The organism is Clostridium sp. B9 (genome assembly GCF_050509515.1).
Classification (GTDB): Bacteria; Bacillota; Clostridia; order Clostridiales; family Clostridiaceae; genus Sarcina.
Window position 1 is genome coordinate 3,843,115 of record NZ_JBNWKA010000003.1, and the last position, 26,446, is coordinate 3,869,560.

Consider the following 26,446-nt stretch of genomic DNA (forward strand, 5'->3'; position numbering starts at 1 on the left):
GAGCTATTTTTGAAAAGGAGAAAGGATGAAAAACTTTTTTAAATTAAAAGAACACGAAACAAACATAAGAACAGAATTACTTGCTGGTCTTACCTCTTTTTTCGCTGCAGTTTATATAATTGTAGTAAATGCTAGTATACTTAGTGACGGTGGTATAGCTATGCAACCACTTATAATCGCTACAGTTTTAGCATCATTAATAGGCTGTGTACTCGTTGCATTAATGAGTAACTCACCACTTATAATAATGCCTGGTATGGGTATTAATGCACTATTTACGTATACCATAGTAAATACTATGGGTCTTAGTTTCCAACAAGCTTTAGCAGCTGTTATAGTGGCTGGTATTTTATTTGTTGTGGTAGCGCTTACACCTCTTGCAGAGATGTTAACAAGTTCTATTCCAACATCACTTAAACAAGCTATAACTGTTGGAATTGGTATCTTTATAACCTTCTTAGGATTACAAAAAGCAGGATTAATAGTAGGAGATCAATCAACACTGGTTAGATTAGGTGATATCTCATCTAAAGAAGTTATTGTCTTCTTCATAACTATGATTATAATGCTTGTTTTATTTATAAAAGATATACCTGGTTCATTCTTAATAGGAATCCTGTCAGGAACTGTTATATCAATATTATTTGGGATTGTTGATTTATCAAGCTTCCAGTTATCTTTACCTAACTTTGGTGAATATAAGGAAGTATTCATGTCAGCTGACTTTAGTGGACTAGGCTCAATTTCATTTTGGATTGCAACATTCTCACTTACTTTAGTATTAGTATTTGAGAATATAGGTTTACTTCATGGTCAAGTTGATGGAATGTTAAAACAACCTCATAAAAGACAAAAGGCATTAAATGCCGTTGCACTATCTACAATAGTTTGTGGTATATGTGGAACAAGTCCCTCAGTTTCAACTGTTGAGGGAACAGCTGGAATAGCTGCTGGTGGAAAAACTGGTTTAACTGCTATATTCGCAGGATTTTTATTTTTAATATCAATCTTCTTTATACCAGTTATATCATTAATTCCAAACTCAGCAATTGCACCTGTATTAATAATAATAGGTGGTTTAATGATTCAACACATCACAGATATAAACTTCGATGATTTTACAGAATCATTCCCAGCATTTATTACATTAACTATAATACCTTTAACATTCAGTATCGTTGATGGTATTGCTTTTGGATTTATAGCTTATCCAATCTGTAAGTTAGCTTCAAAGAAGTACAAAGATATATCAATCCCTATGTACGTTATATCAGCAATCTTTTTACTATACTTTGTTCTTCATGCAACTCAGATGTAGCTTTAAATTATATAGAAAAGTACTTATTGAAATATCAATAAGTACTTTTTTTTATATAATAATTATATAATCATAATAAGGAGTCAAATTAATGGAACTTTTTGATTTATCTCCAGATCAATTAAATGCATTAAGTGTATTAATATCAAAAGAATATTCAATTAAATATAATGAACTCCAACTCAATGTTTTAGCAGAATTTTTCACTGCTTTAGGTGCTAACATAGAAGTTTACTCAGCAAGTTTTGCTTATTTCAATTCATTAAATAACCCTAATAAAAAATAGAAACCTAACATATAATTATGTTAGGTTTCATTTGTGGGTTTATCATAATATTTAAAAATAGACTATTAACGGTTTTATATTATTATTCTCCTAAGAACATTTTCATGTCATCTTCTACATTAGTTATTCCACCAATTCCAAAGTTTTCAACTAAAACTTTAGCTACGTTTGGTGATAAGAATGCAGGTAATGTTGGTCCTAAGTGAATGTTTTTAACACCTAAGTGTAATAATGATAATAATACTATTACAGCTTTTTGCTCATACCATGCTATGTTATAGCTTATTGGTAATTCATTCACACTGCTTGTTCCAAATACTTCAGCAAGTTTTAATGCTATTACTACTAATGAATATGAATCATTACATTGTCCAGCATCTAATACTCTTGGAATTCCATTGATATCTCCAAGTGGTAATTTGTTATATTTATATTTAGCACATCCAGCTGTTAAGATTACTGTATCCTTTGGTAACTTCTCAGCGAATTCTTTATAGTAATCTCTTGATTTTGCTCTTCCATCACATCCAGCCATTACGAAGAATCTTCTTATAGCTCCTGATTTAACTGCATCCACTACTTGATCAGCTAAAGCAAGTACTTGGTTATGAGCAAATCCACCTACGATTTCTCCTGTTTCTATTTCTGTTGGAGCTTTGCAAGTTTTTGCTAACTCTATTATTTGTGAGAAATCTTTATGTCCATTCTCATCTGGAGTTATATGAGTACATCCTTCATATCCTACAGCACCTGTTGTAAATATTCTTCCTCTATATGAATCTTGAACTGGTGTTATACAGTTTGTAGTCATTAATATTGGTCCATTGAATGATGCAAACTCTTTATTTTGTAACCACCATGCATTACCATAGTTTCCTGCAAAGTGAGCATATTTCTTGAATTTTGGATAGTAATGTCCTGGTAACATTTCACCATGAGTATACACATCTACTCCAGTTCCTTCAGTTTGCTCTAATAACATTTCTAAGTCTTTTAAATCATGTCCTGATATTAATATTCCTGGGTTATTTCTAACTCCTATATTAACTTTTGTTATTTCTGGATGACCATAAGTTGAAGTGTTAGCTCCATCTAATAAAGCCATTCCGTCTACACCAAACTTACCAGTCTCTAAAGCTAAAGCTGTTAATTCATCAGCACTTAATGAATCATCTAATAATTTTACTAAAGCTTCAGCCATAAATTCATGAACTTCTTCTTTATCAAATCCTAAGTTCATGGCATGCTCCATGTATGCTGATAATCCTTTTAATCCATACATTGTAAGCTCTCTTAAGCTTCTTATATCTTCATTCTCAGTAGCTAAAACTCCTACCTTTGAAGCCTTATCCATCATCTCTTCACTAGTTGTAGCTGTCCAAGTTGCGCATCCCATAAAGTCTTGTCCTATTGGATTTCCACCTTTAGCTTGTACTTCTTTCTTTAATTCTTCTCTTGTTGCTAGAGTATCTATCACTCTTTTTTCTATTGCCTTAAAATCAAAGTTTGCATTTGTAATAGTAATAAATAAGTTATCTACAATCATTCTATTTACTTTTTTATCTACTATTCCTACTTTTCTTGCTTCAGTAGCAACTGTAGCTAATCCTTTAGTAACAAAAACTAAAAGGTCTTGTATTTTTGCTACATCTTCAGTTTTTCCACATACACCTCTTACTGTACAACCTTTGCATCCTGCTGTTTCTTGACATTGAAAACAAAACATACTCATAATTCTAATCCTCCGTTTTTTTATTTCTTATATGTAAATTATTAAATTCAAATGTAATTCATCTCAGCTAATATTTCTCATCGCCTTCGACAATTTAAATTATAGTCCTATATCTAATTCTTATCTGTAACTAATGTTACCAAGAAGAAAATTTATTTAACAATCACAAATTATGTATATGCACAGTATATTATTGAATATTTATACAATTTTAATTATTTTTATGCATATTTTTATTGATTTTATGCATAAACTTCTGTATAATGAGCATTATACTAATTAATTTGTCAATAAAAAGGGGGACTTACTTATGAATACTAAGACAAAATATAAAATGTCAGATTTACTTAAGTTTATCATCCCATCTTTAATAGGTGTAATACTGTTTATGGTTCCTATAAATGATGGTGGAAATATATCAATACCAATAGCATTTTTCACAGGTAGAATAAAAGGGTTAATTGGGGATTACTTACCTATTATGGCTACCATAGTTGTTGTACTGGCTGCAGTATTAACAATAATAGTGAAAACTTTAAAACCAAAATTTATATTAGAAAATTCATTCCTAAATTCGTTATTAAATGTTAACTGGATTTGGAGTATAGCTAGAATATTAGGCGGATTATTCATAATCTTAGCTTTCACAGGATTTGGTCCTGAAATAATAAAATCAGATATTACTGGTGCATTCATATTGAACGATTTATTACCAACACTTATAGTTGTATTCTTCTTTGCAGGATTATTCTTACCATTACTTTTAAACTTTGGTTTATTAGAATTCTGTGGAGCATTACTTACTAAGGTTATGAGACCTTTATTCAAATTACCAGGTCGTTCATCAATCGACTGTATGACTTCTTGGTTAGGAGATGGAACTATTGGTGTTTTACTTACATCAAAGCAATATGAAGAAGGATTTTACACAGAAAGAGAAGCTTGTATAGTTAGTACAATGTTCTCAGTTGTTTCAATAACATTCAGTTTCGTTGTTTTATCACAGGTTGGATTAGAAAATATGTTTATTCCATTCTATTTAACTGTAACTCTTGCTGGTGTAGTTGCTGCTATAATCTTACCAAGAGTTTGGCCATTAGATAAAAAAACTGATGCTTACTACAACAATGTAGAACCTCAAAATGTTGAGGATGTTCCTGAAGGATTCACTCCTTTCACTTTCGGAGTAGCTAAAGCAGTAGAAAAAGCTCAAAACGAGAGTAGCTTAGGAAAATTCTTTACAGATGGTATTAAGAACGTACTTGAAATGTGGATAGGCGTTTTACCTGTAGTTATGGCAATGGGGACTTTAGCTCTTATGGTTGCAGAGTACACTCCAGTATTCCAATGGCTTGGAGTTCCATTCATTCCATTATTCCAATTACTTGGAATTCCAGAAGCTGCTGCAGCATCTCAAACTGTTATAGTAGGATTTGCTGATATGTTCTTACCATCAGTTATAGCTTCAAAAACAATAACTAGTGAAATGACTAAGTTCGTTGTAGCTGCTGTTTCAGTAACTCAGTTAATATACCTATCAGAGGTTGGAAGTGTTATCTTAGGATCAAAGATTCCTCTAAACTTAAAAGAGTTATTCATGATTTTCTTAATGAGAACACTAGTTACTTTACCAGTTATAGCACTTGTTGCTCACTTATTATTCTAAGAGATAAAAAAGGTTGTCCAAATGGACAACCTTTTATTTCTTTAAAAATCTTCTATTCTTATAACATTATGAACTGTACATATTTCTTCTAATTTCTCTAAGCTTTCTATTGCTTTACTTATACTTTCTTCCTTAGTTTCATGAGTTGTCAGAACTAGTGTTATAAAATTATTTTCAACTTCTCTTTGGGCAATAGACTTTACATTAACATTACTCTTTCCAAAAACATTTGTTACAGTTCCTAAAACCCCAATTTTATCTTCAACTGATATCATCATATAATATTTGCTCTTTATTTCATCAAAGCTTCTAGTTTCTCTAACCCATAAGTTATTTTTGGTTACTAATCCTTCTGCCTCTAAGCTTATATTGTTTCTTAATATAGATATGATATCACTGACAACTGCACTTCCTGTTGGTAAATCTCCAGCTCCCTTTCCATAGAACATTAAATCTCCCACTGCATTTCCTCTTACAAAGACGGCATTAAATGAGTCATGAACATTAGCTAATGGATGTCTTTTAGGTATCATTGTTGGATGAACTCTAAGTTCTAGTTCCCCTTCAACCTCCTTTATAATTCCTAAAAGCTTTATAACGTACCCAAATTGATTTGCACAATCTATATCACTCTTTGTTATATTGGAAATTCCTTCTCTATATACATTCTCAGTATTTATCTTAGTTCCAAAAGCTAATGAAGCTAAAATAGATAATTTATACTGAGCATCGTATCCCTCAACATCCGAAGTTGGATCAGCCTCTGCATATCCTTTCTCTTGAGCTTCTTTTAAAGCATCTTCAAAGCTAGCTCCTTCAAACTGCATCTTAGTTAAAATATAATTTGTTGTTCCATTTATAATTCCATAGAGACTTTCTATCTTATTTGCAGTCAGGCTCTCATTTATGCCTGCTATTATTGGAATTCCTCCAGCTACACTGGCCTCGTAATTCAATCCTACCCCTTCTTCATCTGCAATCTCATAAAGTTCATCACCTTGTATTGCTAATAGCATCTTATTTGCTGTTACTATATGCTTTTTGCTTCTCATTGCTTTAATTATATATTCCTTTGCTGGTTCTATTCCACCCATCAATTCAACAACTATCTTTATATCATCGTTGCTTAAAATTTCATTATAATCTGTTGTCAAAAGTTCTTTGGGAACATCAACTAATCTTGGCTTATCGATATTTCTAACTAATACCTTACTAATCTCAATATTATATCCTGACCTTTTAACAATCTCTTCTTTGTTAGCATTAAATATCTTCCAAACCCCACTACCAACATTACCTAGGCCAAGCAAAGCTATCTTTATATTCTTCATAAAATAAATCCCCCTTAGAATATTACTTATTGCTTTAATTATTTTTCACAAAATTAATCCAGTTTTTATATATTCTTTTTCCTGTTTCTTCCCAAGAAAATATAATTTCATTTTCTATATTATTCCCCAGGAAATAATTTCTAGGAAGTTCTATATTTGCCCCTTTATTCTTATCTCTTAGATACTCATTCTTTAAAACTTCCTTATCATATTCTAAGTGCCCCAAAACATAATAATCATTATAGCTTCCTTTTAATAAGCTATACTCTCCTATTTCACTTTCAGCTAAAACCCTAAGCCTTGAATCTTTTATAATATCTTCTTTGCATAAGGTTGAATGCCTTGAATGAGGACATTTAAAACCATTTTCTATACCCTTTAAAATTTCATTTTCTAATAAAACCTCATGAGAAAATACCCCAAATATTTTACTATTAACATTGATTTTTCTAACCCCATAAATATAATTCAAAGCCATTTGCGCACCCCAACAAATATAGAAGGTTGGTCGCTTATTATTCTTTAGAAACTCAATTATTTCTCTTAACTCATTTTTATATGAAATATCATTAAATTCTAAAGTTTCTAGTGGTGCTCCTGTTATTATAACTCCATCCAATTTATTCTTAAGCTCATTAAAAGTACTATAATTTTTATTCAAATATTCCTGTGATGTAAGCTTTGATTTATGAGATTTAATCCTTATAAAATCAACAAATATTTCTTCCTTAGAACTTAATAACATTTTTAATATATGCCCCTCGGTCTCTCCTTTTAATGGCATTAAGTTTAGTATTCCAATTCGTTTTTTATTATCATATGCCTCATTTTGTAGAAAGATTTCCTTAGAGTTTAAAGTTTTGATTCCTTCTAGCTCCAAAGTTTTTAAATATAAACTCATTTACTCATCACCTAATTTATTAAAAGCTTGCTCAAAATCATTTATAATATCATCTATTCCTTCTATTCCAACTGAAACTCTTATTAAATCCTCTGTAACCCCAGCCTTAACAAGATCTTCTGAAGATAATTGTCTATGAGTTGTACTAGCTGGATGAAGAAGGGTTGTTCTAACATCACCTAAATGAACAACTAATTGAGCTAACTTTAGATTATCTATAAATTTCTTTGCTGCCTCTATACCACCTTTTATTCCAAAAGATAATAGTCCAGATGCCCCTTTAACTAAATACTCTTTAGCAAATTCATAATCCTTATGAGATTCTAATAGTGGATAATCAACCCAAGTAACATTATCATTACGCTCTAAATATTTTGCTAATGCCAATGCATTTGAACTATGTCTCTCCATTCTCAGATGAAGAGTTTCTAATCCAATATTAGTTAAATATGCATTAAATGGACTAATTGTGCATCCTAAGTCTCTAAGTAGTGTAACTCTTAGTTTAGTTATATATGCAGCATTTCCAAAAGTTTCAACATATTTAACTCCATGATAACTCTCATCAGGTTCTACTAGACATGGAAATTTTCCATTTTCCCAATTAAAATTACCTCCATCAACTATTATTCCTCCTAATGCCAGAGAGTGACCATCTGAATATTTACTTGTTGAATGAACCACAACATTAGCTCCATGTTCAAAAGGATTGAATAGGTAAGGTGTTGCAACAGTATTATCTATCACTATTGGTATTTCTCTTTTCTTTGCAACTTTAGAGAATTTTTTCATATCTAAAACTCTTAAGGATGGATTTCCTAAGCTCTCTCCAAGTATAAGTTTTGTATTATCTTTAATACTTTCATTTAATTCACCTTCACTACAGTCTGGTGATATAAATGTTGTTTCAATCCCCCAATTTTTTAAAGTCACTCCTAAAAGATTGAATGTTCCTCCATAAACAGTTGATAGAACTACTATATGTTCACCAGCCTTACAAATATTCAAAACTGCTAGTAAAGTAGCTGATTGACCTGAAGATACACAAACTGCGCCAACTCCACCTTCTAGACTTACAAACTTTTCTTCTAAATTACTAACTGTAGGATTACTTATTCTAGTGTATATATGCCCTGCTTCCTTTAAGTCAAAAAGATTCGCAACTTGATCACAGTTTTCAAATTTATAAGATGTACTTTGAACTAAAGGTTGAGTTACTGGATCTCCTGAATCAGGATTAAACCCGCCCCTTATACATAATGTTTCTTTACTAAAATTGTTACCCATTATTAAATGCCCCCTTTTATTTAATACATCTTTTAAAATTATATCCCCAAATAAAAAAGCTATTTCCCTATCCAAAAGATAAAGAAATAGCTGTAAATGCATAATAAAAAACTACACAAATATACCTATAATCTCTTATCTCTCAGGATTATTCCTGCAGGATTTAGCACAATTCTGATTTATGATAATCAGCTGTTGCTAGGCTTCATCGGGCCAGTCCCTCCACCATTCTTAATAAAAGATGTATAAACACGATTTTTTAATTTTAAACCAATTATAATGTATTAAATCACTAAATTCAATATTATCCACTAATTAAATCATTAAAGTTTTTTTATCTAGGATTTTTAACACTCTTTGTCAAAATGCCAGTAGGTGTAATAAAAAATTCAATTATAAAATTATTATATAGTGGCTGATTTTCTCCGACTTTTACTCCAACATATGCTTTATAATTCATTTCACATTTGTTTTCAGTATCCATCTTAGCAACCTCTAACAGCTCAACATCCTTTAAACAATAGTAAACATCTTTCTCATAAAGCTTAACTACTTCCTCTTTAATATAAGGATTTAAAATAGTTACTATGAAAGTGTTTATAAATGGATCATTATCGTCTAGAATACTTTCTTGCTTATAAAGCTCTTCTTTAGTCTCATTACCTTCTAAACGAGTTTCATCAACTCTTATATTATAATTTCTGAATGTTCCATAATTCTCAATCTTATTAAACTCATCATAAGCTGATATAAATCTAACTATTATAGGACTATCTAATAAATTCTTATTGTCTTCTAAGAATTTTCTATCTCCATACTTTATAGCAGATAAAGCAAGTGGTAACTCTTTTCTAAAAATTCTTTCTCTTTTTGCAGCATCAGCTTTTCCACCATTTCCATCTACATAAACATATATCTTAAATATAAATCTTTTATCTACTCTCTTCCATTCTCCAAAAACTTCGTCTCTTTTCATTGAATTTATCTTATCATATGCATATGTCAACGCAACTGTGAGAAATAATTCTCCAGTTTCATCACAATGAGTCAATGTATATTTTCTTCCCTCTACAGGCTTTTCATCTGTAATCCCTGTTCTAAACTCAACACTTAACCTTCTAGGATTAAACATAACCTAACACCTCAAAAATAATACTATTAGCCATTAATTATATGAATATTTGATTATATTTATGATAAGCTAATGAAAAAAATTTTCCTTATTGGTAGAATTAACTTGAGAATAATACTACAAAGGAGAGTGCTTTATGGTAATGACAGAAAAAGAAAAAATGATAAACGGATTACCTTATAACCCTGGAGATACTGAATTAGTTAGAGATAGATTTAAGGCTAGGGTTTTATTTCAAAAATTTAATAATTTAAATCTTCCTGATAATATTGAAGAAATGGACAAGACTTTTGAAGAGAGAAGTCTTATATTAAAGAATTTATTTGGTTCAACTGGAGAAAGTATTTATATAGAACCAAACTTCAAATGTGACTATGGCTATAACATCTCAGTAGGAAATAATTTTTATGCAAATTTTGATTGTGTAATGCTTGATGTTTGTAAAATAACTATAGGAGAAAATTGTTTCTTAGCTCCTGGAGTTCATTTATATACTGCAACTCACCCATTAGATCCTATTGAAAGGTTGAAAACTGAATTTGGTAAACCAATAACAATAGGTAATAATGTTTGGATAGGTGGACATTCAACTATAAACCCTGGTGTAAACATAGGAAATAACGTAGTTGTAGCTTCTGGAGCTGTAGTTACTAAAGATGTCCCTGACAATGTTTTAGTAGGTGGGAATCCAGCAAGAATTATAAAAGAAATTAAAGTTCAAGGATAACTATTTTGGAGGGTAAATCTAATGAAAAAAATAGTGCTTGGAGGCGGGTGCTTCTGGGGAGTAGAAGAATTTCTATCAAGAATAAATGGAATTGTAGCTACAGAAGTTGGATATGCAAATGGTCGTACAGAAAATCCTACTTACGAGGAAATCTGTACTAAAAATACTTATTTTGCTGAAGTTTGTGCAGTTACTTACGATGAAACCATCTTACCACTAACTTCTTTATTAAATGAATTTTGGACTATAATAGATCCAACATCATTAAATAAACAAGGTAATGATGTTGGTAGTCAATATAGAACAGGTATTTATTATGTTGACTCTTCTGACTTAAATGAAATCTTAGAAAGTAAAGAAAACATTCAAAAATTCTATTCAAAAAAGGTTGTAACAGAAGTTAAACCACTTGAGAATTATTATAAAGCAGAAGAGTATCATCAAAAATATCTTAAAAAGAATCCTAATGGTTATTGCCACATAAGATTAGATTAAGTTGCATGAACTAAATTCTTTTTAAAAGTTAATATAAACTCTTCGGAGTCCTTTGATATTTTAGCGGCATGACTGACTATATTATCTATACAACTTAGCTCATAAGCTATTGTTAAATTAGCTCGTCTATTTTTATAGGCTTTCTGAGCTAAAACCCGAAGTTCTTCTTTTTCTTTATCCTTAAAGTCTAAGAGTGGAATTCTAGATACATATCCTGAAGTTATCATGTTGCTTCTTATCAAAGCCCCTCTAACCATATAAGTCACTAAGGATGAATTTAGATAGGCTAAAAGCCACCACATATCCTCTGTTTCACATATTATATTAGGGTTCACACCAAATGTTGCTCCCTTTGGCAATATACAAGCTGCAAACTCAATTCCAATTGATGAACATGTTAACCCAGGCTTATATAGTAATTTTTTATTTCTAACATTAAAGTTTTCAACATTCTTTTCTATGTTCAAAAAATCTTCATGCAAGTAAATAACTCTTTCTGTATAAAATTTATCTTTACCTGGATTCTTATAAAAAGGTATATTAAAAACTCCCTCTTTATTTTTAGATAAATATTTTTTATCATTTCCTGTAGATATACCAGTTACACACTTAAAGCATTCTCCTAATCTAATGTTATTAAAAAGCCTTCTTATATCTTTTGGACATTCTATGAGAAATTCTAAATTATCTTTCTTGCCATTTAGGATAATTTCATCAATTCCATATAAATTCTCACTATACTCTCCCTCTAAATTCTTTTTAAGTAATTCTCTAAACTCACACATTGATTTAGCCCTATTATTCACAATTACTTTTTTTTGATATTTCTTTCCTTTTCTTAAAATAACTATGCTTGTTCTAACATCAGCTCCCTGATTATGAAAAAGTTCTCTTGGGCACATAGTTATTTCTTCTATTGAACATTCATCTATTATTTTTTTCCTAAGTGATTTATGGTTCTTTGCTGAGAAAAATGAGTCATGAGTTATAAGTCCAATAATAGCTCCCTCTTTAGCCTTGTCTATAATCGCATATATAAACATGCTATACATATTATGAACTCCTACTTCTTGAAAAAATCCCTTTAAATATTCCTTATTCTTTTTTATAAAATCAACTTCATGACAATTGTATGGTGGGTTTGCAATATAATAATCATACTCCCACTCCTTAGTATTTTTATGAGTGCAATAATAACTTATAAAATCTTTTTTCTTGAACTCACAACTATAGTGTTCCTTATATCTTATTAAATCCATTCCTAGAGTTTTAACCCCTAAGTCATTAAAATAACTAGTTAACTCCTCTTTTCCACAACATGGATCTAAAAGTGTTTTTCCCTTACTGTTTATTTCCCACATTCTTCTTCCTATATATCTCGCAACAAAGGCAGGTGTAGCATAATACCCAATTTCCCTAACATCAATAATGCTTTTGTGTTCTATGCTAACACGCTTATACAAACACTTTTCTTTTCTACCCATAAAAAACCTCGCATTAACAAGAAAATTTTTCCTTGTTTTATTTTACCACGTATTTTTTGGAAATTTTAATACATGTATACATTTATAAAATAAAAAGAGTAAAGACACAAGTCTTTACTCTCTTTTTTATAATCCTGCTTCTCTAAATTTATGTTCAGCGAACTCAGTTATCTTATGGAATGGCTTCTTAAGAACACATCCTAAAAGGAAGACTATGAAGAATATTCCAAGTGCTTTTATATCTTTATTAACAGCATCCCACATTGGTCCTGCTATTGCTTCTCTAAACCCATCTATAGCATAAGTAAATGGCCATAAAGGTTGTAAAACCTCAAATATTTTAGGGTTTGTTTGTATTGGATAAATTCCACCTGCTCCTGCAACTTGGAATACCATAATTACTATGGCTATTGCCTTACCTATATTTCCAAATACAGATACTAAAGTAAATATAATTACTGTAAATACAATGGAACTCAGTATTGCAAAGAAGAACATAAGTGGCATATTAACTGGATTTACTCCTAATATGTATATATCTCCTAAAACAATTATAATTGATTGTATTAAAGATATTGATAGAAATAATAACATTTTACCAAAGTGTTTTTGTAAAAGATTTAACTTCGTTCCATCCTCAAAATCTTCACACTCTGCTGTTAATAATGATGTTAATAAAAGTGAACCAACCCAAATTGCTAAAACAGTATAAAATGGTGTAAGTCCAACTCCAAATATCCCTGCATCATATACTTCTTCTTGTTTAACACTTACTGGAGATGATATGAATGAAGCTATTTCATCTGGATTCTTTTTCATTAAATCTATTAAGTTATTTAAATTCTCTTCTGTTAACCCTGATGTCTTTTCTATAAGCTTACTTATCTCATCTTGAAACTCATTAAGCTTTCCTGAAATTTGATCTGCTTGCTTACTAGCAACATCACTACTTGCTATTCCATATGTAGCTAATGCATTTAACTGTGGAACCACAACTCTAGTTGTTTCTAGAACTGAGTTTGCAGTATCTAACCCACCTTTTAATGAGCTTCCTATAGTATTTAAAGCTGGAACTCCATTGCTGTAAAAATTATTTGATACATTAATCAATGATGAACTCATTTCATTACTTATATTTGATATAGACTCTATTGCTTTTGCTATATTTTCTTTGCTTTCACCATTTCCTAAAGCAGTTTTTAAAGCAACTAATTGCTCTTTTTCTTGTGCTATTAAGCTTTGACTCTTCTTAAGCATTTCTATTAAATTGCTTATTGAAGAATTTGGCTTAACTGAATTTATTTTTTCTAATGATTCTATATTTGTTGCAATAATTTTATTTAATGAATCAGTTGTACTTATTAGCTTATCTACAGTTTCAATCATTTTTGCTGTATCCATAGAATTGTTTAACTCTTTAAGCTTTGAAAGCAAGCTTTGTAACTCTTGATTCATTGACTGCATTTGTATAACATCATTGCTAAAACTATTTGAAACTGAACTTACAGTTTGTTGTGTTGATGTTATAAGGCTTTTACTAGCCTCTATTGTGCCTTGTAAATTATTAATCTGTTCTGTTACTTTGGGTAAATCATTTTTTACACTATTTAAATAATTACTTAAACTCTCAGAATCACCATTGGCTTTTTGTACAAAATTCTGAATTTCTTTTAAGCTACTATTTGCACTTTCCAACGTGTCCCTTATTTGTAAAATTTCCGGCTTATTACTCTCAAGCTTTCCACCAAGTTTATTCAACATATCAAAAGCTTCTTTATTTACAGTATCTACAAAGTTAGCCTTTATTTCTTTTGTTACCTCATCCTTAGCAACATCAGTTATCTTAGTTGCTATAGCATTTGTCTTTTCATTAACTTTATATATTATATCTGGCTTTTTAGGATTACCAGTAGTTAAACTAGTTAATCCAGCTGAAAAGTCTGCTGGAATTTCTATCATTGCATAATAGTCACCTTCATTTAATCCATAATTCCCTTGCCAGCTATCTACAAATTGCCATCCTATGGCATCATTTTTCTTAAGTTCATCAACTATCTCTTTACCTACGTTAACCTCTTCACCATTAACCTCAGTTCCTTGGTCATTATTAACTACAGCTACTGGTAAATTTCCTGTATTAACATATGGATCCCAACAAGCTTTAATGTTAATCCATGCGTAAAGAGATGGTATAATACATAAACCAATTACTATTGATAAGGCTGCTGGATTTTTTCTTATATTTCTTAAATCTCTTCGAAATACCTTAAAAATTTTTTTCATACTTCACCTCTTAAATACAGATTATTCTGCTATTCCAGATTCCTCAAACATTTCTTCAAATCTTCTAACCTTAGGATTTAAAGGACCCTTTAGTATATATCCTAAAAATAAGAATACAATTCCCATTATGCTAAGCATTGCAAAGTCTAATACCACCGTACTTACAAGTGGCCCCGCTATTGCCTCTCTAAATCCTGATATAGCATAAGTGAATGGGAACATTGGTTGAACAATTCTGAAGAATAATGGGTCAACTTGTATAGGATAAGTACCACCACTACCTGCTAATTGAAGTACCATTAATATGATAGTTAATGCTTTTCCCATATTCCCAAATAGTGACATAAGCGTAAATACTATTATTGTAAAAATAGCTGATGCAAACATAGACATAAAAATCAATAATGGTGCATTTACGGTATGAACACCTAATAAGAATTTATCTCCAAATGCAACTATAAAACCTTGTATAGTTCCTAAAGTTACAAAAGTAAGCATCTTTCCAAAATGTCTTTCTCTTAAGTTTATATTTTCACTACCTTCAAATTCTACAGTTTCAGTTTTTAATAATGATATTAATATTAAAGAACCTACCCATAATGCTAAAACTGAATATATTGGTGTCATACCAGAACCATAATTAGGCACTTTATATATAGCATCAGTTTTTATATTAAATGGATTTGCAATAAAATCTCCCATAAATGATGGGTTGCTCTGAAGAATGCTAACTATTTTCCCTAGATCATCATCACTTACATTTTGAAGTTTACTACTTAGTTCACTAATTACTCCTGAAAATTGATCTAAGCTACTCTTTAATTTTTCTGATGTACTACTTGCTAACTGTGCACCCTGACCAGCCGTACTTAATAGATTATTTATTTGATCTACTAATCCATTAGCCTGCTTTAATAAATCTGAGGCTCCTTGTGTAGCCTTAACTAATCCATCAGCCATAGTATTTAAAGCTGGTCTTGTTTCATTATCAAATTTATTTAATGCATCATTAACCTGTCCTTCTACTTTCTTAGTTAAATCATTTATAGAATTTAATAATCCCTTATCTACACTTGATCCACTATTAACTTTATTTTGTAACTCATTAAGTTTTGCTTTTTCATCATTTAATGAACTTTGAACTCCTTTTAATGAAGTTATCATACTTGCTATTTTATCATTTGGTGTTGTCTTATTTACCTCTTCTAAAAAATTTATAACTGCTGTAACACTATTATTCACATTGTCTATCTCATTTATAGACTTATTTATAGTTGAACTTATTTTTGAAGCTCCAACATCACTTGTTACATTAGACAATTCATCTAAATTATTTTGAACCTTATCTAATGATGTTTGTGATTCAGTTAAATTTAATCTTACATTATCAAAAGCATTATTTAATGACTCTTTTGAAGTGCTTATTAGCTTACCTGTATCAGATGCATTTTGTGATATATTATTTAATCCACTTGTTATTGAAGGCATTGTTTGCTGCACTTCTTGTAAATATGTATTTAAATTCTGTGAACTGCTATTTATATTATTAAGCATATTTTTAATTGAGCTCATATTTTTATCCATAGCAATTATAGAATTTTTAAGCTGAATTATATTATCCTTATTTTCATCAATATTTGATCCTACCCCGTTTAAAGAAGAAAATATAGTTTCATTAACTGTAGTTATAAAATTAGATGTTATCTGATTTACAAGAGTACTCTCTGCAACCTCTGTTATCTTTCCTGCAACAGGATTAGCCTTTGTATTTACCTTGTAAATTATTTCTGGCTTTTCTGGTTTTTCAGATAAAATACTTGTTAAGTCTTCTGAAAAATCACTTGGAATTTCTATCATGGCATAATAGGTTCCATCAACCAATCCCATATCAGCTTGTTTATTATTAACAAACTTCCATCCAATATCATGGTTATTTTTAAGTTCCTCAATAACTTCATTTCCAACATTCATTTCTTTTCCATTAAATGAAGCCCCTTTATCATTGTTTACTACAGCAATAGGAACTGTACTAGTATTTTCATAAGGGTCCCAACAAGCAACTATGTTTACCCACGCATAAAGTGATGGTATAAAGCATATTCCGCCAATTATTAAAATTGCCATAGGATTTTTAATAATTGCCTTAACATCCCTTTTAAATACCTTTAAAATGTTATTCCACTTCATTCACACACCTCCGTTTAATAAAGATAAAATAAACACACTCCCCTATGTATTATTTCAATATTAAATTTAAAAAGAGTTTTAAAAAACTCTTAATTAATATACTATCAAAAATTAGTTTACAAATAAACCTTTTTCTCTGCTTTTTATAGTTTTTTCTCTATTTATCGTTTACATATAAATTAATACATAAAATCTAATATGACTTTAATTATATTATATCTCAATATATCTCTTTAATTCTCTTGTAAGTAATCATATTCTTTGCTTTTAAATTTTAATTTTTAAAAATTTGTTTTTAATCACATAAATACATTACCTATCTGTATATAATAATTATAAATTCATTTATAGATTGGAGAGATTATTATGAAAAAATTTGTTTGTGACGTTTGCGGATATATTTATGATCCGGCTATAGGTGATCCAGATAACGGAGTTAATCCTGGAACTTCATTCGAAAGTATTCCTGAAGATTGGGTTTGTCCAGTTTGCGGTGTTGGAAAAGATGAATTTTCAGAATCTGAATAAAATATATAACTAGTAAATATATTATATATATTAGTTATATATTTTACTTAAAAAAGAAGTAGGTAATTACCTACTTCTTTTTCTTTTTATCCAAATCAATTAGATTTTTTTAACAAATTCTGATTTTAAGCTCATAGCTCCAAATCCATCTATTTTACAATCTATATTGTGGTCACCTTCAACTAGACGTATGTTCTTAACTTTTGTACCTTTTTTTAATGCTGATGAAGCACCTTTTACTTTAAGGTCTTTTATTATAGTTATAGTATCTCCATCTTGAAGTACATTTCCGTTTGAGTCTTTAACTACTAATACATCTTCAGCTGCACTCTCTGATCCTGGAGTCCACTCATGAGCACACTCTGGGCAAACTAAAAGAGCTCCATCTTCATAAGTGTATTCTGAACCACAGTTAGGGCAATTTGGTAATTTATCCATTATACATTCCTCCGTTCATTTGTTTCAATTCCCATTAGTATTAAACAAGCTTCTGCCTTTTATACTTATAGGGATTTACTTATAGGCTTATATAATATCATAGTCTATTAATAATGACAAATTTTAAGCTTTTTAAAGCTAGATTAATTAAACCTTCTTTTATCACAATAATCAGTTGAATTGGAATAAATTTAATTAAATTCTCGAAAAAGATACTTTAAATCTTAAGTTTTCATTCTTTAAACTTATATCAAAACTACCATTCATTTGTTCAGTTAATTCCTTTGCTATAGCAAGTCCTAATCCATTATTCTTGCTACTTCTAGATTTATCAACAGTAAAAAATCTATTATGCAAAAACTCTACATCTTCTTTTCTTATATTTAATGCTTTATTCTGAAATTCTATAAATACATTTTTTTCATCACAATAGAGTTCTATTATTACTTCTTTTTCAGCATGCTTTAAAACATTTTGAATCAAGTTTACTAAGACTCTTTTACTAGCTCTTTTATCAGCTAAAGCTACTATATTTTCTTCTTGGATCATTACTTTTGGTTCTATGTTTTTCATATTAAAGTCTTCATAAAAGCTTAGTACAATATCAGTTAATACCTTGTTTATGTTTACCTCTTCTATTTCTATAGGATATTTTTTCTCCTCAATATTAGCTAATTCAAAAAAGCTATCTAATAATTCTTGAAGAACAATAGCTTTTTCATTTACTATATTTAAATATGCTTGTATATCTTCTTTATCCATATCCCTATTATTAACATACTGAATATACCCTTTTATTGACGTTAGAGGTGTTCTTAAGTCATGGGATATATTAGTTATCATAGCTTTTATATTTTTATTATTCTTTTCATAATAAAGTTTTTCCTTGTCTCTATCATCTAAAACAAAATTAATTTCATTAATTAAACTAACAATATCTTTATTCATAGATAAGCTCGTTATTCTTTTATTAGTATTCTTATTTTTTATGAGTTCCAAGCTATCATTTATGTTTTTTATATCCTTTTTCATCAAAAATAATTTCATTAATAAAACTATAACTACAAATAAAAAAAATACTATAACTATACTCTTCATCCCAATCATCCTAAACATTATTTATATTTTAATCATGATAATAATTTTCCGTTTTATGGACTAGTCTTTAAAATATAAGAAAATACTGTTATTTAATATCCATCCTATTCATTTTTATTAATCCAATAAAAATAGTTACTACAATCATAACTATTCCAATTAATATGAAAGTTAAATTATCACCTGATGTATTTGTGCTTATGTGGGCAACCTTGTCCAAATTACTTATTGGTTCATATTGCATTATATTAGAAAGTTTGTCTCCAAAAGCTATAAAAATTATTTCTATTACAAACTGATAAAGCAAATAAATAGATATTACAACTGTCTTATTTTGAGTTAGTATACCTATCATAAAAGCTGTAGAAATTATTCCAATATAAATCGGAATTTGTATTAATATAACCTTTATTGTTTCTAATATTAAGTTTAAATCTAAAGAACCATCATATCCATTTTTTATTGTTACCATACAAAATGCTATAACTACATAAAACAAAACTATAAGTATACAAGTAATACTACAAACTATTAATTTACTTAAATAAATTTTACTTCTTGAATAACCAGATATTATATTATTCTTTATAGTTCCTGATGAAAAATCTATCATTAATATAGAGGATATTATAGGTAAAAATAAAAGAATTAAAATATCTGCAGACTTTAGCATCTCAACCATAATATAAGAGCCACTATTTAAATTAACTCTATTAGTTCCTAAAATATTTTTCAGCCCTATAACTACATTTTCATAAGTAAAATTAGATATAACTGAAAAAAGTATAACTATAAGTAGTAAAACAATATACAAGTTCTTTTCTCTTTTTAATTTAAAAACTTCTGATTTTATTAAATTCATCATTAAATATCACCTCTATTTTCTTCAGCAATTAAATTTAAAAAATAATCTTCTAGATTTAACCCTATCTCGTTAATAGAATTAACTCTTACCCCATTGCTGTTCAGTTGAAATGATACCTCTGATGGATTATCTAAGTAATCATACAGTCTTATTTCTTTATTATTAATCACAGAAAAGTTATTTGTATTTAACTTTTCTTCTATTATCATAGTAGCTTTCTCAACATCATCTACTCTAATTAAAATGCTCTTATTACATTCCTCATTTAATTCATCAATTGTTATTTCCTTTAATAGACGTCCATTATCTATAAATCCAAATTTAGTAGCAACTTGCGCTAATTCACTTAAGATATGACTTGATAAAATAATTGTTATATTATACTCTTCATTTAGATTTTTAATCATTTCTCTAAGCTCAGCTATTCCCATAGGATCTAATCCATTTAACGGTTCATCTAAAATTAAAAAGTCAGGATTATTCATAATAGCTAATGCTATTCCAAGTCTTTGTTTCATCCCCAAGGAAAAATTCTTAAACTTCTTTTTCCCTGTATCCTTTAAGTTTACTTTTTCTAAAACTTCACTAATTATATTTCTGTCTACTATTCCTTTCTGTATTCTATAAAATTCTAGATTATCCTTAGCTGATAAGTTTGGGTAAAATACTGGCCCTTCAACAACTGCACCTATTCTACTCTTTGTTAACATACTACACTTTTCTAATTTTTCTCCAAAGATTTCAATATCCCCACTACTAGGAAATATTAAAGAGGTTATTAATCTTAAAGTTGTAGTTTTTCCTGATCCATTTTTTCCTATGAATCCATATATATCACCTTTGTCTATTGTCATATTAATATTATTTACTGACACTACATGTCCAAACTTCTTTGTAAGGTTATTGGTTTTTAAAATTACTTCTTCCATTATGATTCCTCCTTATTTTTATCTTATAATTTGATATTAGAATTTATATTTTAAGATTATTTAAAGAAAAACCTTAAGAAAGTCTTAAGTTTACTCATCCATTTTAAATCCAATTCCCCATACAGTCTTTATATAAGTTTCTTTGTCATTTATCCTATTTAATTTACTCCTTAAGTTACTAACATGAACATTTACAGTATTGTCATCCCCTAAAAAATCATCTTTCCAAATACTTTCAAAGATATTGCTTTTAGAAAATACTTTCCTTGGATTAGTAAGTAAAAGTTCCAAAATATCAAACTCTTTTGTAGTTAATAAAACTTCAACATCTCCCAAATAAACTTTTCTACTTAAACTATCTAACTCTATATCCTTATAGAATAAAGTTCCCTTTTTATCATTATCTTGATTAAAAAACCTTCTTAAAACAACCTCTATTCTAGCTAAGACTTCTCTTTGATCAAAAGGTTTTGTTATATAGTCATCAGCACCCATTTTCAAAACATTTATTTTGCTATCAATATCACTTTTAGCTGATATAACAATTATTTGACTCTTATATTTTTCTTTTATCTCTTCTATTAAATTTTCTCCTGAAGTTCCAGGCAACATTAAATCTAATAATATAATTTCATAACTTTTTTCTTTTAAACAAAACCTAGCTTCTGTTCCAGAAAAAGCTTGAGTAACATAATATCCTTCATCGTTTAATATATTAGCTAATAAATTATTTATAGCATCATCATCTTCAACAACTAAAACTTTTATCATAACTTGTCTCCTAATCTTATCCTGCTGAAATTACACTTCCATCTGATCCAACTACATACATAGTCCCACTTTCAGGATTTTTCTTACTTCTTACACCAATATAAATTGTTTTAGCTCCATTTATATCTAAATTTTCTTGGAAATATTCATAAATATTATCTGGATTATCACCTATATTTTGCTTTAATATAGCTAAAGCTTTATCATAAGTAAACTCCTTATGTGAATTGCTTTCATCTTCTGGAGTAACTCTAGCTTCTGCTTTATTGTATATATCTTGAGCTCTAGCCTCTTGTTTAGGCATCATATAATTTCCTCTCATCAATTTACTCATGAAGATTTTAGCATCAAGATACTTTCCTTCATCATATAATCTCTGTCCCTTATCAATTTGGTCATTTATATCCTTAGAAGTGTAGAATCTCCACTTTTCACCCTCTACTTTTGCTAGAGCATCCGCATTAGTTATGGTTTCATATAATCTTATAGCTTCATCAAACTCTTCTCTTTCATAAGCATCCCTAGCTTTATAATATATTTGATATCCCTCATCAATAGTTTGCTCTTTAGGCTTAACTTCTTTTTCTTCTACTTCATTATTAACTTCAACATCTTTGTTATCCTCAGCTTTATTGTTATCTATAGTATTCTTCTTTACAGGCTCTTCACCCTTAGAGATATCTTCTTTTATCTCATCTTTTTCTTCACCTTCATCCTTAATTGTATCTATCTTTTCTTCTAGATTAACTTCTTTTATATCAACTGTCTCACTATCTTTTAAATTTTCAGTAGATGCTTCTTTGTTTTTACTTGAATTATGTACTGCTACAACAGCTGTAGTACCACTAACTAAAACTACACCTAATATGATTGCTATAATTAGCTTTTTTCTCATATTTACCCTCCTAAATATACATTTAATTACAATATATTACTTTAAATTATACTATTGGAAATATGAAAAAACCATATTATTAAAATTTACAGGAATAAAAATATAAATGACCTTATAATTTATATTTAAAAGTACTCTAAAATTTTTTCTATTTGGTATAATAGAAGTATTGTTTTTAAATTGAGAAGGAGGTTTTAATGTGAAAATTTTAGTTGTAGATGATGAAGTTAGCATACTAAAGATGTTAAAAATAACATTAGAAGTTGCAGGATATGAAGTTCTACTTTCTGAAAACGCTTTATCCGCAATAGATATACTGCTAGAAAATGAACCAGATGCAATAATACTAGATGCTATGCTTCCTGATATTGATGGTTTTAATTTAATACCTAAAATCAAAAAAATTAAGGATATTCCTATAATTATGCTAACAGCAAAATGTAATATAAGCGATAAATTGCTTGGATTGCAGTTAGGTGCAGATGATTATATAACTAAACCATTTAATAGCACAGAATTATTATTAAGATTAAATGTAATAAAAAAACGTTCAGTTTACCCTAAGAAAAATTCTAATGAAGATGAAATAACTCTAGGGAAATTAAAATTATTTATAAATGAAAAAAAACTTTTATTAGATGATGAATACATAGATTTAACCTTTAAAGAGTTTCAACTTTTAAGTTATCTATGCCAAAACAAAGGAAAAGTTTTTACAAGAGATGAACTATTAATAAAGATATGGGGATATGATTTTGAAGGAACAAGTAGAACTGTAGATATGCTAATTCAAAGACTTAGAAAGAAATTAGGTCCATTTCAAAATTACATAAAAACTATATATGGATTAGGATATAAAATAGATGTTCAATAAGAACCTAAAATTAAATATACGAAGTAAAATAGTTATAACAAGTATTTTTATACTAATTCCCATAATAATATGTGTATGTACACTAACATTTAGAATATTAAGAACTAATTTATTAAATAGTACTATTAACTCGCTTATTGCTGATAGTAAATCTGCTCAAATCTATGCTGAAAATATAATAAATGAAAATAAGAATAATGATATAAATACTACCTTAGAAGAATTTGCTCCTTATATATGTAATGAATTAAAAGAAATGTTTGACTTTAGAGTTCAATTTTTTAATGCTTCTAAAGATTTAATTTCTGACACAAATAACACTAAGGACATTTCTCAATACAATAAAGATGTTGATGAAGCTTCTAAAGGTAATAAAGCATACATAATAGAGGATATTGATGGCATTCCTAATATATTTATTTCCTCTCCAGTTTTTTATAATAATGAGACTTGTGGAATTATAAGATTTATCTTTAAGGATATCAATACTTTTAATATCGTAAGAAAATCTTTTTATACAGTTTTAGTAGTCGCTTTAATATTTGCCATAATAGGGATTTATCTTTTCTATACTTTTGCAAAAAAGATAACTTATCCACTTATTAAGCTTACTAACTATTCAAAAAATATATCCAAAGGAAATTATAAGGAACGTATCTATATTAAAAGTGGAGATGAGACTGAAGTATTGGCAAATACCTTTAATGAAATGAGTGAAAATATTAATTTATACATAAATGAAATAAAGAAATCTCAAAAAAATCAAAAAGAATTTTTTGATAATATATCACATGAATTTAGGACTCCATTAACATCTATAATTGGATTTTCTTATGTCATCCCCGAATTAAAAGATAAGGAACAATTAAAAGAGAGTTCTGATTGTATAAGAGCTGAAGGTGAGAGACTTTTAGATCTAGTAAATGAGATTTTAACCATAGCTAAAAATGAAAAGGATAGCTTTCAAATTACAAATGAATTTATAAACTTAAGAAAAATTTTAGATGAATGTATATCCCTACTTAAACCTAGATTAGATAATTATCATATAGTCGTTAAAAATACTTGCATACTTCACTTTGCTTATGGTGATTATAACAAAACTAAACAAGTTTTTTTAAATATATTAGATAATGCAATAAAATATAGTGGCTGTGAGGTAATAGATATATCTTCAAGAATAGCTGAAAATTATTTTGAAATAACTATAAAAGATGATGGTATTGGTTTTGATACTAAAAATCCACTTAGCAAAGATGGACATGGCTTTGGTATCAATATTTGTAAAGATATTATGCAGAAACAAAACGGTGATTTTTTATTAGAAAGTGAACTTTATGAAGGAACTACTTGTAGAATTATATTCTATAAACATAGTTCAAAGTAATATTTGAAAGGATTTAAGCATGAAAAAATATATTTTTTACTTTTTATTATTATTTTTTGCTTTTATTGCATGTTTAATATTTTTATTTAATAATAACTCAAATACTTTGTACGGAAAAGTTACTGTTGTTGAAAATAAAGAAACAGCTCTAAAATCATTAAATGTATCAATACCAGAACAAATAATTATAAATACTGATTTTTATAGAGATACACACATAACAAACAAACTAGAAATGGATAATATACTAGATCTAATAAGTTCAATAAAGAACTCATCTTCTAAGGAAAATGAAATTTTAGAAAGTAAAAACTCATCGGCAAAAATTTATGGAAGAATAGTATATAACAATAAAGTAGATACATTTTCATTAAATAATACTCTAATTTTTAATAATGAGGATTATACAGGTGATTCTTATCTAACAAATAACTTACATAAAAAACTTATGAACTATTTTAATACATATAAACACCTAATTGATATATTGAATAATGCAAATTCAAATGTATTATGTATAAAAGATTCTGAAGAATCTCACTTAACAGAAGAAGAAAAAGAAATTTTAGTTTTTAAATTATCAAAGTTTAAAATCATGAATGATAAAGATAAGCTTAATAAAACAAAACTTTCAGATTCTAAGTTATATACTTTAAAAATTAAAATAAATAAAAACATAGAATCTCAAACAGATAACTTAATATATATAGATGTTTATCCTAAATATATAATTATTCAATTTTTAGCTGATGATAACGGAAAAAAAATATATATGGAAGGAAATTTAGATGAAATTTAAACTTAATAAAAAAAATAAATTACTTAGTACTTTAGCCTGCATATTTATTTTAATTTTTTCTATAATCCTTATAAAAAAAGTTAGTAAACAATCTATTCCAAATCTATCTGGGAAACATTTAGTTGTATATTCCTGTTTAAGAGAAGAGGAAACAAAATCTATTTTAGAGTTATTTAAAGAAGAAACAAATTGTTCTTATGAATACATACAATTACCTACGCAAGAAGCTATCTCTAGGATAGAAGATGAAAAAAAATCTCCTAAAGCAGATATATTCTTAAGCGGAACCAAATTAAGCTTACAAAAGTTAAATAAATCTGATTCATTAATACAATATATTCCCCAAAATAGTGACTATATAACTGATAGCTTTAAATCAAAAATTGGAAAATGGACAGCTTTTGAGGTTCATCCTTTTTCAATAGTTATTAATATAGACTCTTGGAACAAAAATTTTAGTAATCTCATGTTACCTAAAACCTTTGAGGATTTAGCAAATCCTCAATTTAAAGGTGCTATCGCCATGCCAAATCCATTAACATCTGGTACAGGATATAGCTTTTTAAATCATTTAGATGAATATTTAGGTGAAGAAAAATACACTGATATAATCAAAAAAATCAAATCCAATGCAGGTTTATTATCAACTAGAGGATACAATGTTGTTCAAAATATAGCTTCTGGAGAATACACTATAGGAATTGCTTATTTAAGTAATATTCAACTTATGAAAAAAACAGAATCTAACTTTATAATAATAACTCCTAAAAACTTTGGAGTGGACATACATGGAATTGGAATCATAAATAAAAAAACAAATTTAGATACCTCTAAAGCCTTTGTAGATTTCATTATCTCAAATAAAACACAACAACGTCTTAAGGATTTTTCATATTCAACACCAATATTAGAATTTGAAACTTCTGAAAAGTATAATACTCCTAAACCCTCCGCTAATGATAATAATGCTCTTAAAATATGGAAAGAAAACTAATAAAACTTTGTCAAAAACATCACAAATTGTTACATTTCT

24 protein-coding genes and 1 riboswitch are annotated in these 26,446 nt (G+C 28.5%); of the genes, 10 read left to right on the plus strand and 14 right to left on the minus strand.

Features of this window, described 5'->3' with window-relative positions; genetic code table 11:
- Positions 1–25 precede the first annotated feature (25 nt).
- Together ACQZHJ_RS17380 and ACQZHJ_RS17385 are read left to right on the plus strand one after the other, a co-directional pair.
- A complete protein-coding gene (locus tag ACQZHJ_RS17380) occupies positions 26–1,318 on the plus strand; it encodes an NCS2 family permease (protein ID WP_430486733.1) in 1,293 nt (430 codons plus the stop codon).
- A gap of 91 nt (positions 1,319–1,409) precedes the next feature.
- On the plus strand, positions 1,410–1,604 hold the full coding sequence (locus ACQZHJ_RS17385) for a hypothetical protein (RefSeq protein WP_430486734.1): 195 nt from the start codon (positions 1,410–1,412) through the stop codon (positions 1,602–1,604).
- A gap of 82 nt (positions 1,605–1,686) precedes the next feature.
- Here ACQZHJ_RS17385 and hcp read toward each other — a convergent pair whose 3' ends face one another.
- On the minus strand, positions 1,687–3,336 hold the full coding sequence (gene hcp / locus ACQZHJ_RS17390) for a hydroxylamine reductase (protein ID WP_430486735.1): 1,650 nt from the start codon (positions 3,334–3,336) through the stop codon (positions 1,687–1,689).
- 310 nt (positions 3,337–3,646) lie between these two features.
- Between hcp and ACQZHJ_RS17395 the strand changes: the two genes are divergently transcribed.
- On the plus strand, positions 3,647–5,002 hold the full coding sequence (locus tag ACQZHJ_RS17395; RefSeq protein WP_430486736.1) for a YjiH family protein: 1,356 nt from the start codon (positions 3,647–3,649) through the stop codon (positions 5,000–5,002).
- A gap of 41 nt (positions 5,003–5,043) precedes the next feature.
- On the opposite strand, the gene ACQZHJ_RS17400 is transcribed toward ACQZHJ_RS17395, so the two are convergent.
- From ACQZHJ_RS17400 to ACQZHJ_RS17415, 4 genes are all read right to left on the minus strand, one after another.
- Positions 5,044–6,333, minus strand: coding sequence for a homoserine dehydrogenase (locus ACQZHJ_RS17400; protein ID WP_430486737.1), 1,290 nt, complete (start codon positions 6,331–6,333; stop codon positions 5,044–5,046).
- Positions 6,334–6,367: 34 nt separating this feature from the next.
- On the minus strand, positions 6,368–7,234 hold the full coding sequence (locus ACQZHJ_RS17405; RefSeq protein ID WP_430486738.1) for a homoserine O-acetyltransferase/O-succinyltransferase family protein: 867 nt from the start codon (positions 7,232–7,234) through the stop codon (positions 6,368–6,370).
- Complete coding sequence (locus ACQZHJ_RS17410) at positions 7,235–8,521, minus strand: O-acetylhomoserine aminocarboxypropyltransferase/cysteine synthase family protein (protein ID WP_430486739.1); 1,287 nt, start codon at positions 8,519–8,521, stop codon at positions 7,235–7,237. It abuts the gene before it with no gap.
- Between the two features lie 132 nt (positions 8,522–8,653).
- A riboswitch (SAM riboswitch) is annotated at positions 8,654–8,762 on the minus strand.
- A gap of 93 nt (positions 8,763–8,855) precedes the next feature.
- Positions 8,856–9,653, minus strand: coding sequence for a staygreen family protein (locus ACQZHJ_RS17415; protein ID WP_430486740.1), 798 nt, complete (start codon positions 9,651–9,653; stop codon positions 8,856–8,858).
- Positions 9,654–9,789: 136 nt separating this feature from the next.
- Between ACQZHJ_RS17415 and ACQZHJ_RS17420 the strand changes: the two genes are divergently transcribed.
- Both ACQZHJ_RS17420 and msrA read left to right on the plus strand, forming a co-directional pair.
- A complete protein-coding gene (locus tag ACQZHJ_RS17420) occupies positions 9,790–10,380 on the plus strand; it encodes a sugar O-acetyltransferase (protein WP_430486741.1) in 591 nt (196 codons plus the stop codon).
- A 21-nt stretch (positions 10,381–10,401) separates the two neighbouring features.
- A complete protein-coding gene (gene msrA / locus ACQZHJ_RS17425; protein WP_430486742.1) occupies positions 10,402–10,875 on the plus strand; it encodes a peptide-methionine (S)-S-oxide reductase MsrA in 474 nt (157 codons plus the stop codon).
- Here msrA and ACQZHJ_RS17430 read toward each other — a convergent pair.
- The 3 genes from ACQZHJ_RS17430 to ACQZHJ_RS17440 all read right to left on the minus strand — a co-directional run bounded on the left by ACQZHJ_RS17430 (position 10,872) and on the right by ACQZHJ_RS17440 (position 16,829).
- Positions 10,872–12,359: an N-6 DNA methylase gene (locus ACQZHJ_RS17430; RefSeq protein ID WP_430486743.1), complete on the minus strand. Its 1,488-nt coding sequence runs from the start codon at positions 12,357–12,359 to the stop codon at positions 10,872–10,874. The genes msrA and ACQZHJ_RS17430 overlap by 4 nt on opposite strands.
- 126 nt (positions 12,360–12,485) lie before the next feature.
- A complete protein-coding gene (locus tag ACQZHJ_RS17435; protein WP_430486744.1) occupies positions 12,486–14,642 on the minus strand; it encodes a YhgE/Pip family protein in 2,157 nt (718 codons plus the stop codon).
- A 21-nt stretch (positions 14,643–14,663) separates the two neighbouring features.
- Positions 14,664–16,829, minus strand: coding sequence for a YhgE/Pip family protein (locus tag ACQZHJ_RS17440; protein WP_430486745.1), 2,166 nt, complete (start codon positions 16,827–16,829; stop codon positions 14,664–14,666).
- A gap of 366 nt (positions 16,830–17,195) precedes the next feature.
- On the opposite strand from ACQZHJ_RS17440, the gene rd reads away from it, so the two are divergent.
- Positions 17,196–17,357 (plus strand): rubredoxin, encoded by a 162-nt coding sequence (rd, locus tag ACQZHJ_RS17445; RefSeq protein ID WP_430486746.1) that lies wholly within the window; start codon positions 17,196–17,198, stop codon positions 17,355–17,357.
- A 99-nt stretch (positions 17,358–17,456) separates the two neighbouring features.
- Here the strand turns inward: rd and ACQZHJ_RS17450 are convergent, their stop codons facing one another.
- The 6 genes from ACQZHJ_RS17450 to ACQZHJ_RS17475 all read right to left on the minus strand — a co-directional run bounded on the left by ACQZHJ_RS17450 (position 17,457) and on the right by ACQZHJ_RS17475 (position 22,353).
- Entirely contained in the window at positions 17,457–17,795 is a 339-nt protein-coding gene (locus tag ACQZHJ_RS17450) for a zinc ribbon domain-containing protein YjdM (RefSeq protein WP_430486748.1), read from the minus strand.
- 195 nt (positions 17,796–17,990) lie between these two features.
- Complete coding sequence (locus tag ACQZHJ_RS17455; protein WP_430486749.1) at positions 17,991–18,893, minus strand: sensor histidine kinase; 903 nt, start codon at positions 18,891–18,893, stop codon at positions 17,991–17,993.
- A gap of 88 nt (positions 18,894–18,981) precedes the next feature.
- A complete protein-coding gene (locus ACQZHJ_RS17460) occupies positions 18,982–19,758 on the minus strand; it encodes an ABC transporter permease (protein WP_430486750.1) in 777 nt (258 codons plus the stop codon).
- A complete protein-coding gene (locus ACQZHJ_RS17465) occupies positions 19,758–20,687 on the minus strand; it encodes an ABC transporter ATP-binding protein (RefSeq protein ID WP_430486751.1) in 930 nt (309 codons plus the stop codon). Before ACQZHJ_RS17465 ends, ACQZHJ_RS17460 begins: the two co-directional genes overlap by 1 nt.
- 90 nt (positions 20,688–20,777) lie before the next feature.
- Entirely contained in the window at positions 20,778–21,458 is a 681-nt protein-coding gene (locus ACQZHJ_RS17470; RefSeq protein ID WP_430486752.1) for a response regulator transcription factor, read from the minus strand.
- Between the two features lie 16 nt (positions 21,459–21,474).
- Complete coding sequence (locus ACQZHJ_RS17475; protein ID WP_430486753.1) at positions 21,475–22,353, minus strand: hypothetical protein; 879 nt, start codon at positions 22,351–22,353, stop codon at positions 21,475–21,477.
- 199 nt (positions 22,354–22,552) lie between these two features.
- On the opposite strand from ACQZHJ_RS17475, the gene ACQZHJ_RS17480 reads away from it, so the two are divergent.
- The 4 genes from ACQZHJ_RS17480 to ACQZHJ_RS17495 are packed head-to-tail and all read left to right on the plus strand — an operon-like array spanning position 22,553 to position 26,407.
- Positions 22,553–23,227, plus strand: a complete 675-nt coding sequence (locus tag ACQZHJ_RS17480; RefSeq protein ID WP_430486755.1) for a response regulator transcription factor — start codon at positions 22,553–22,555, stop codon at positions 23,225–23,227.
- Entirely contained in the window at positions 23,217–24,614 is a 1,398-nt protein-coding gene (locus tag ACQZHJ_RS17485; protein ID WP_430486756.1) for a sensor histidine kinase, read from the plus strand. The genes ACQZHJ_RS17480 and ACQZHJ_RS17485 overlap by 11 nt, the downstream gene beginning before the upstream one ends.
- Before the next feature lie 19 nt (positions 24,615–24,633).
- Positions 24,634–25,413, plus strand: coding sequence for a DUF3919 family protein (locus ACQZHJ_RS17490; RefSeq protein ID WP_430486757.1), 780 nt, complete (start codon positions 24,634–24,636; stop codon positions 25,411–25,413).
- A complete protein-coding gene (locus tag ACQZHJ_RS17495; RefSeq protein WP_430486758.1) occupies positions 25,403–26,407 on the plus strand; it encodes an extracellular solute-binding protein in 1,005 nt (334 codons plus the stop codon). The genes ACQZHJ_RS17490 and ACQZHJ_RS17495 overlap by 11 nt, the downstream gene beginning before the upstream one ends.
- The last annotated feature ends 39 nt before the right edge of the window (positions 26,408–26,446 follow it).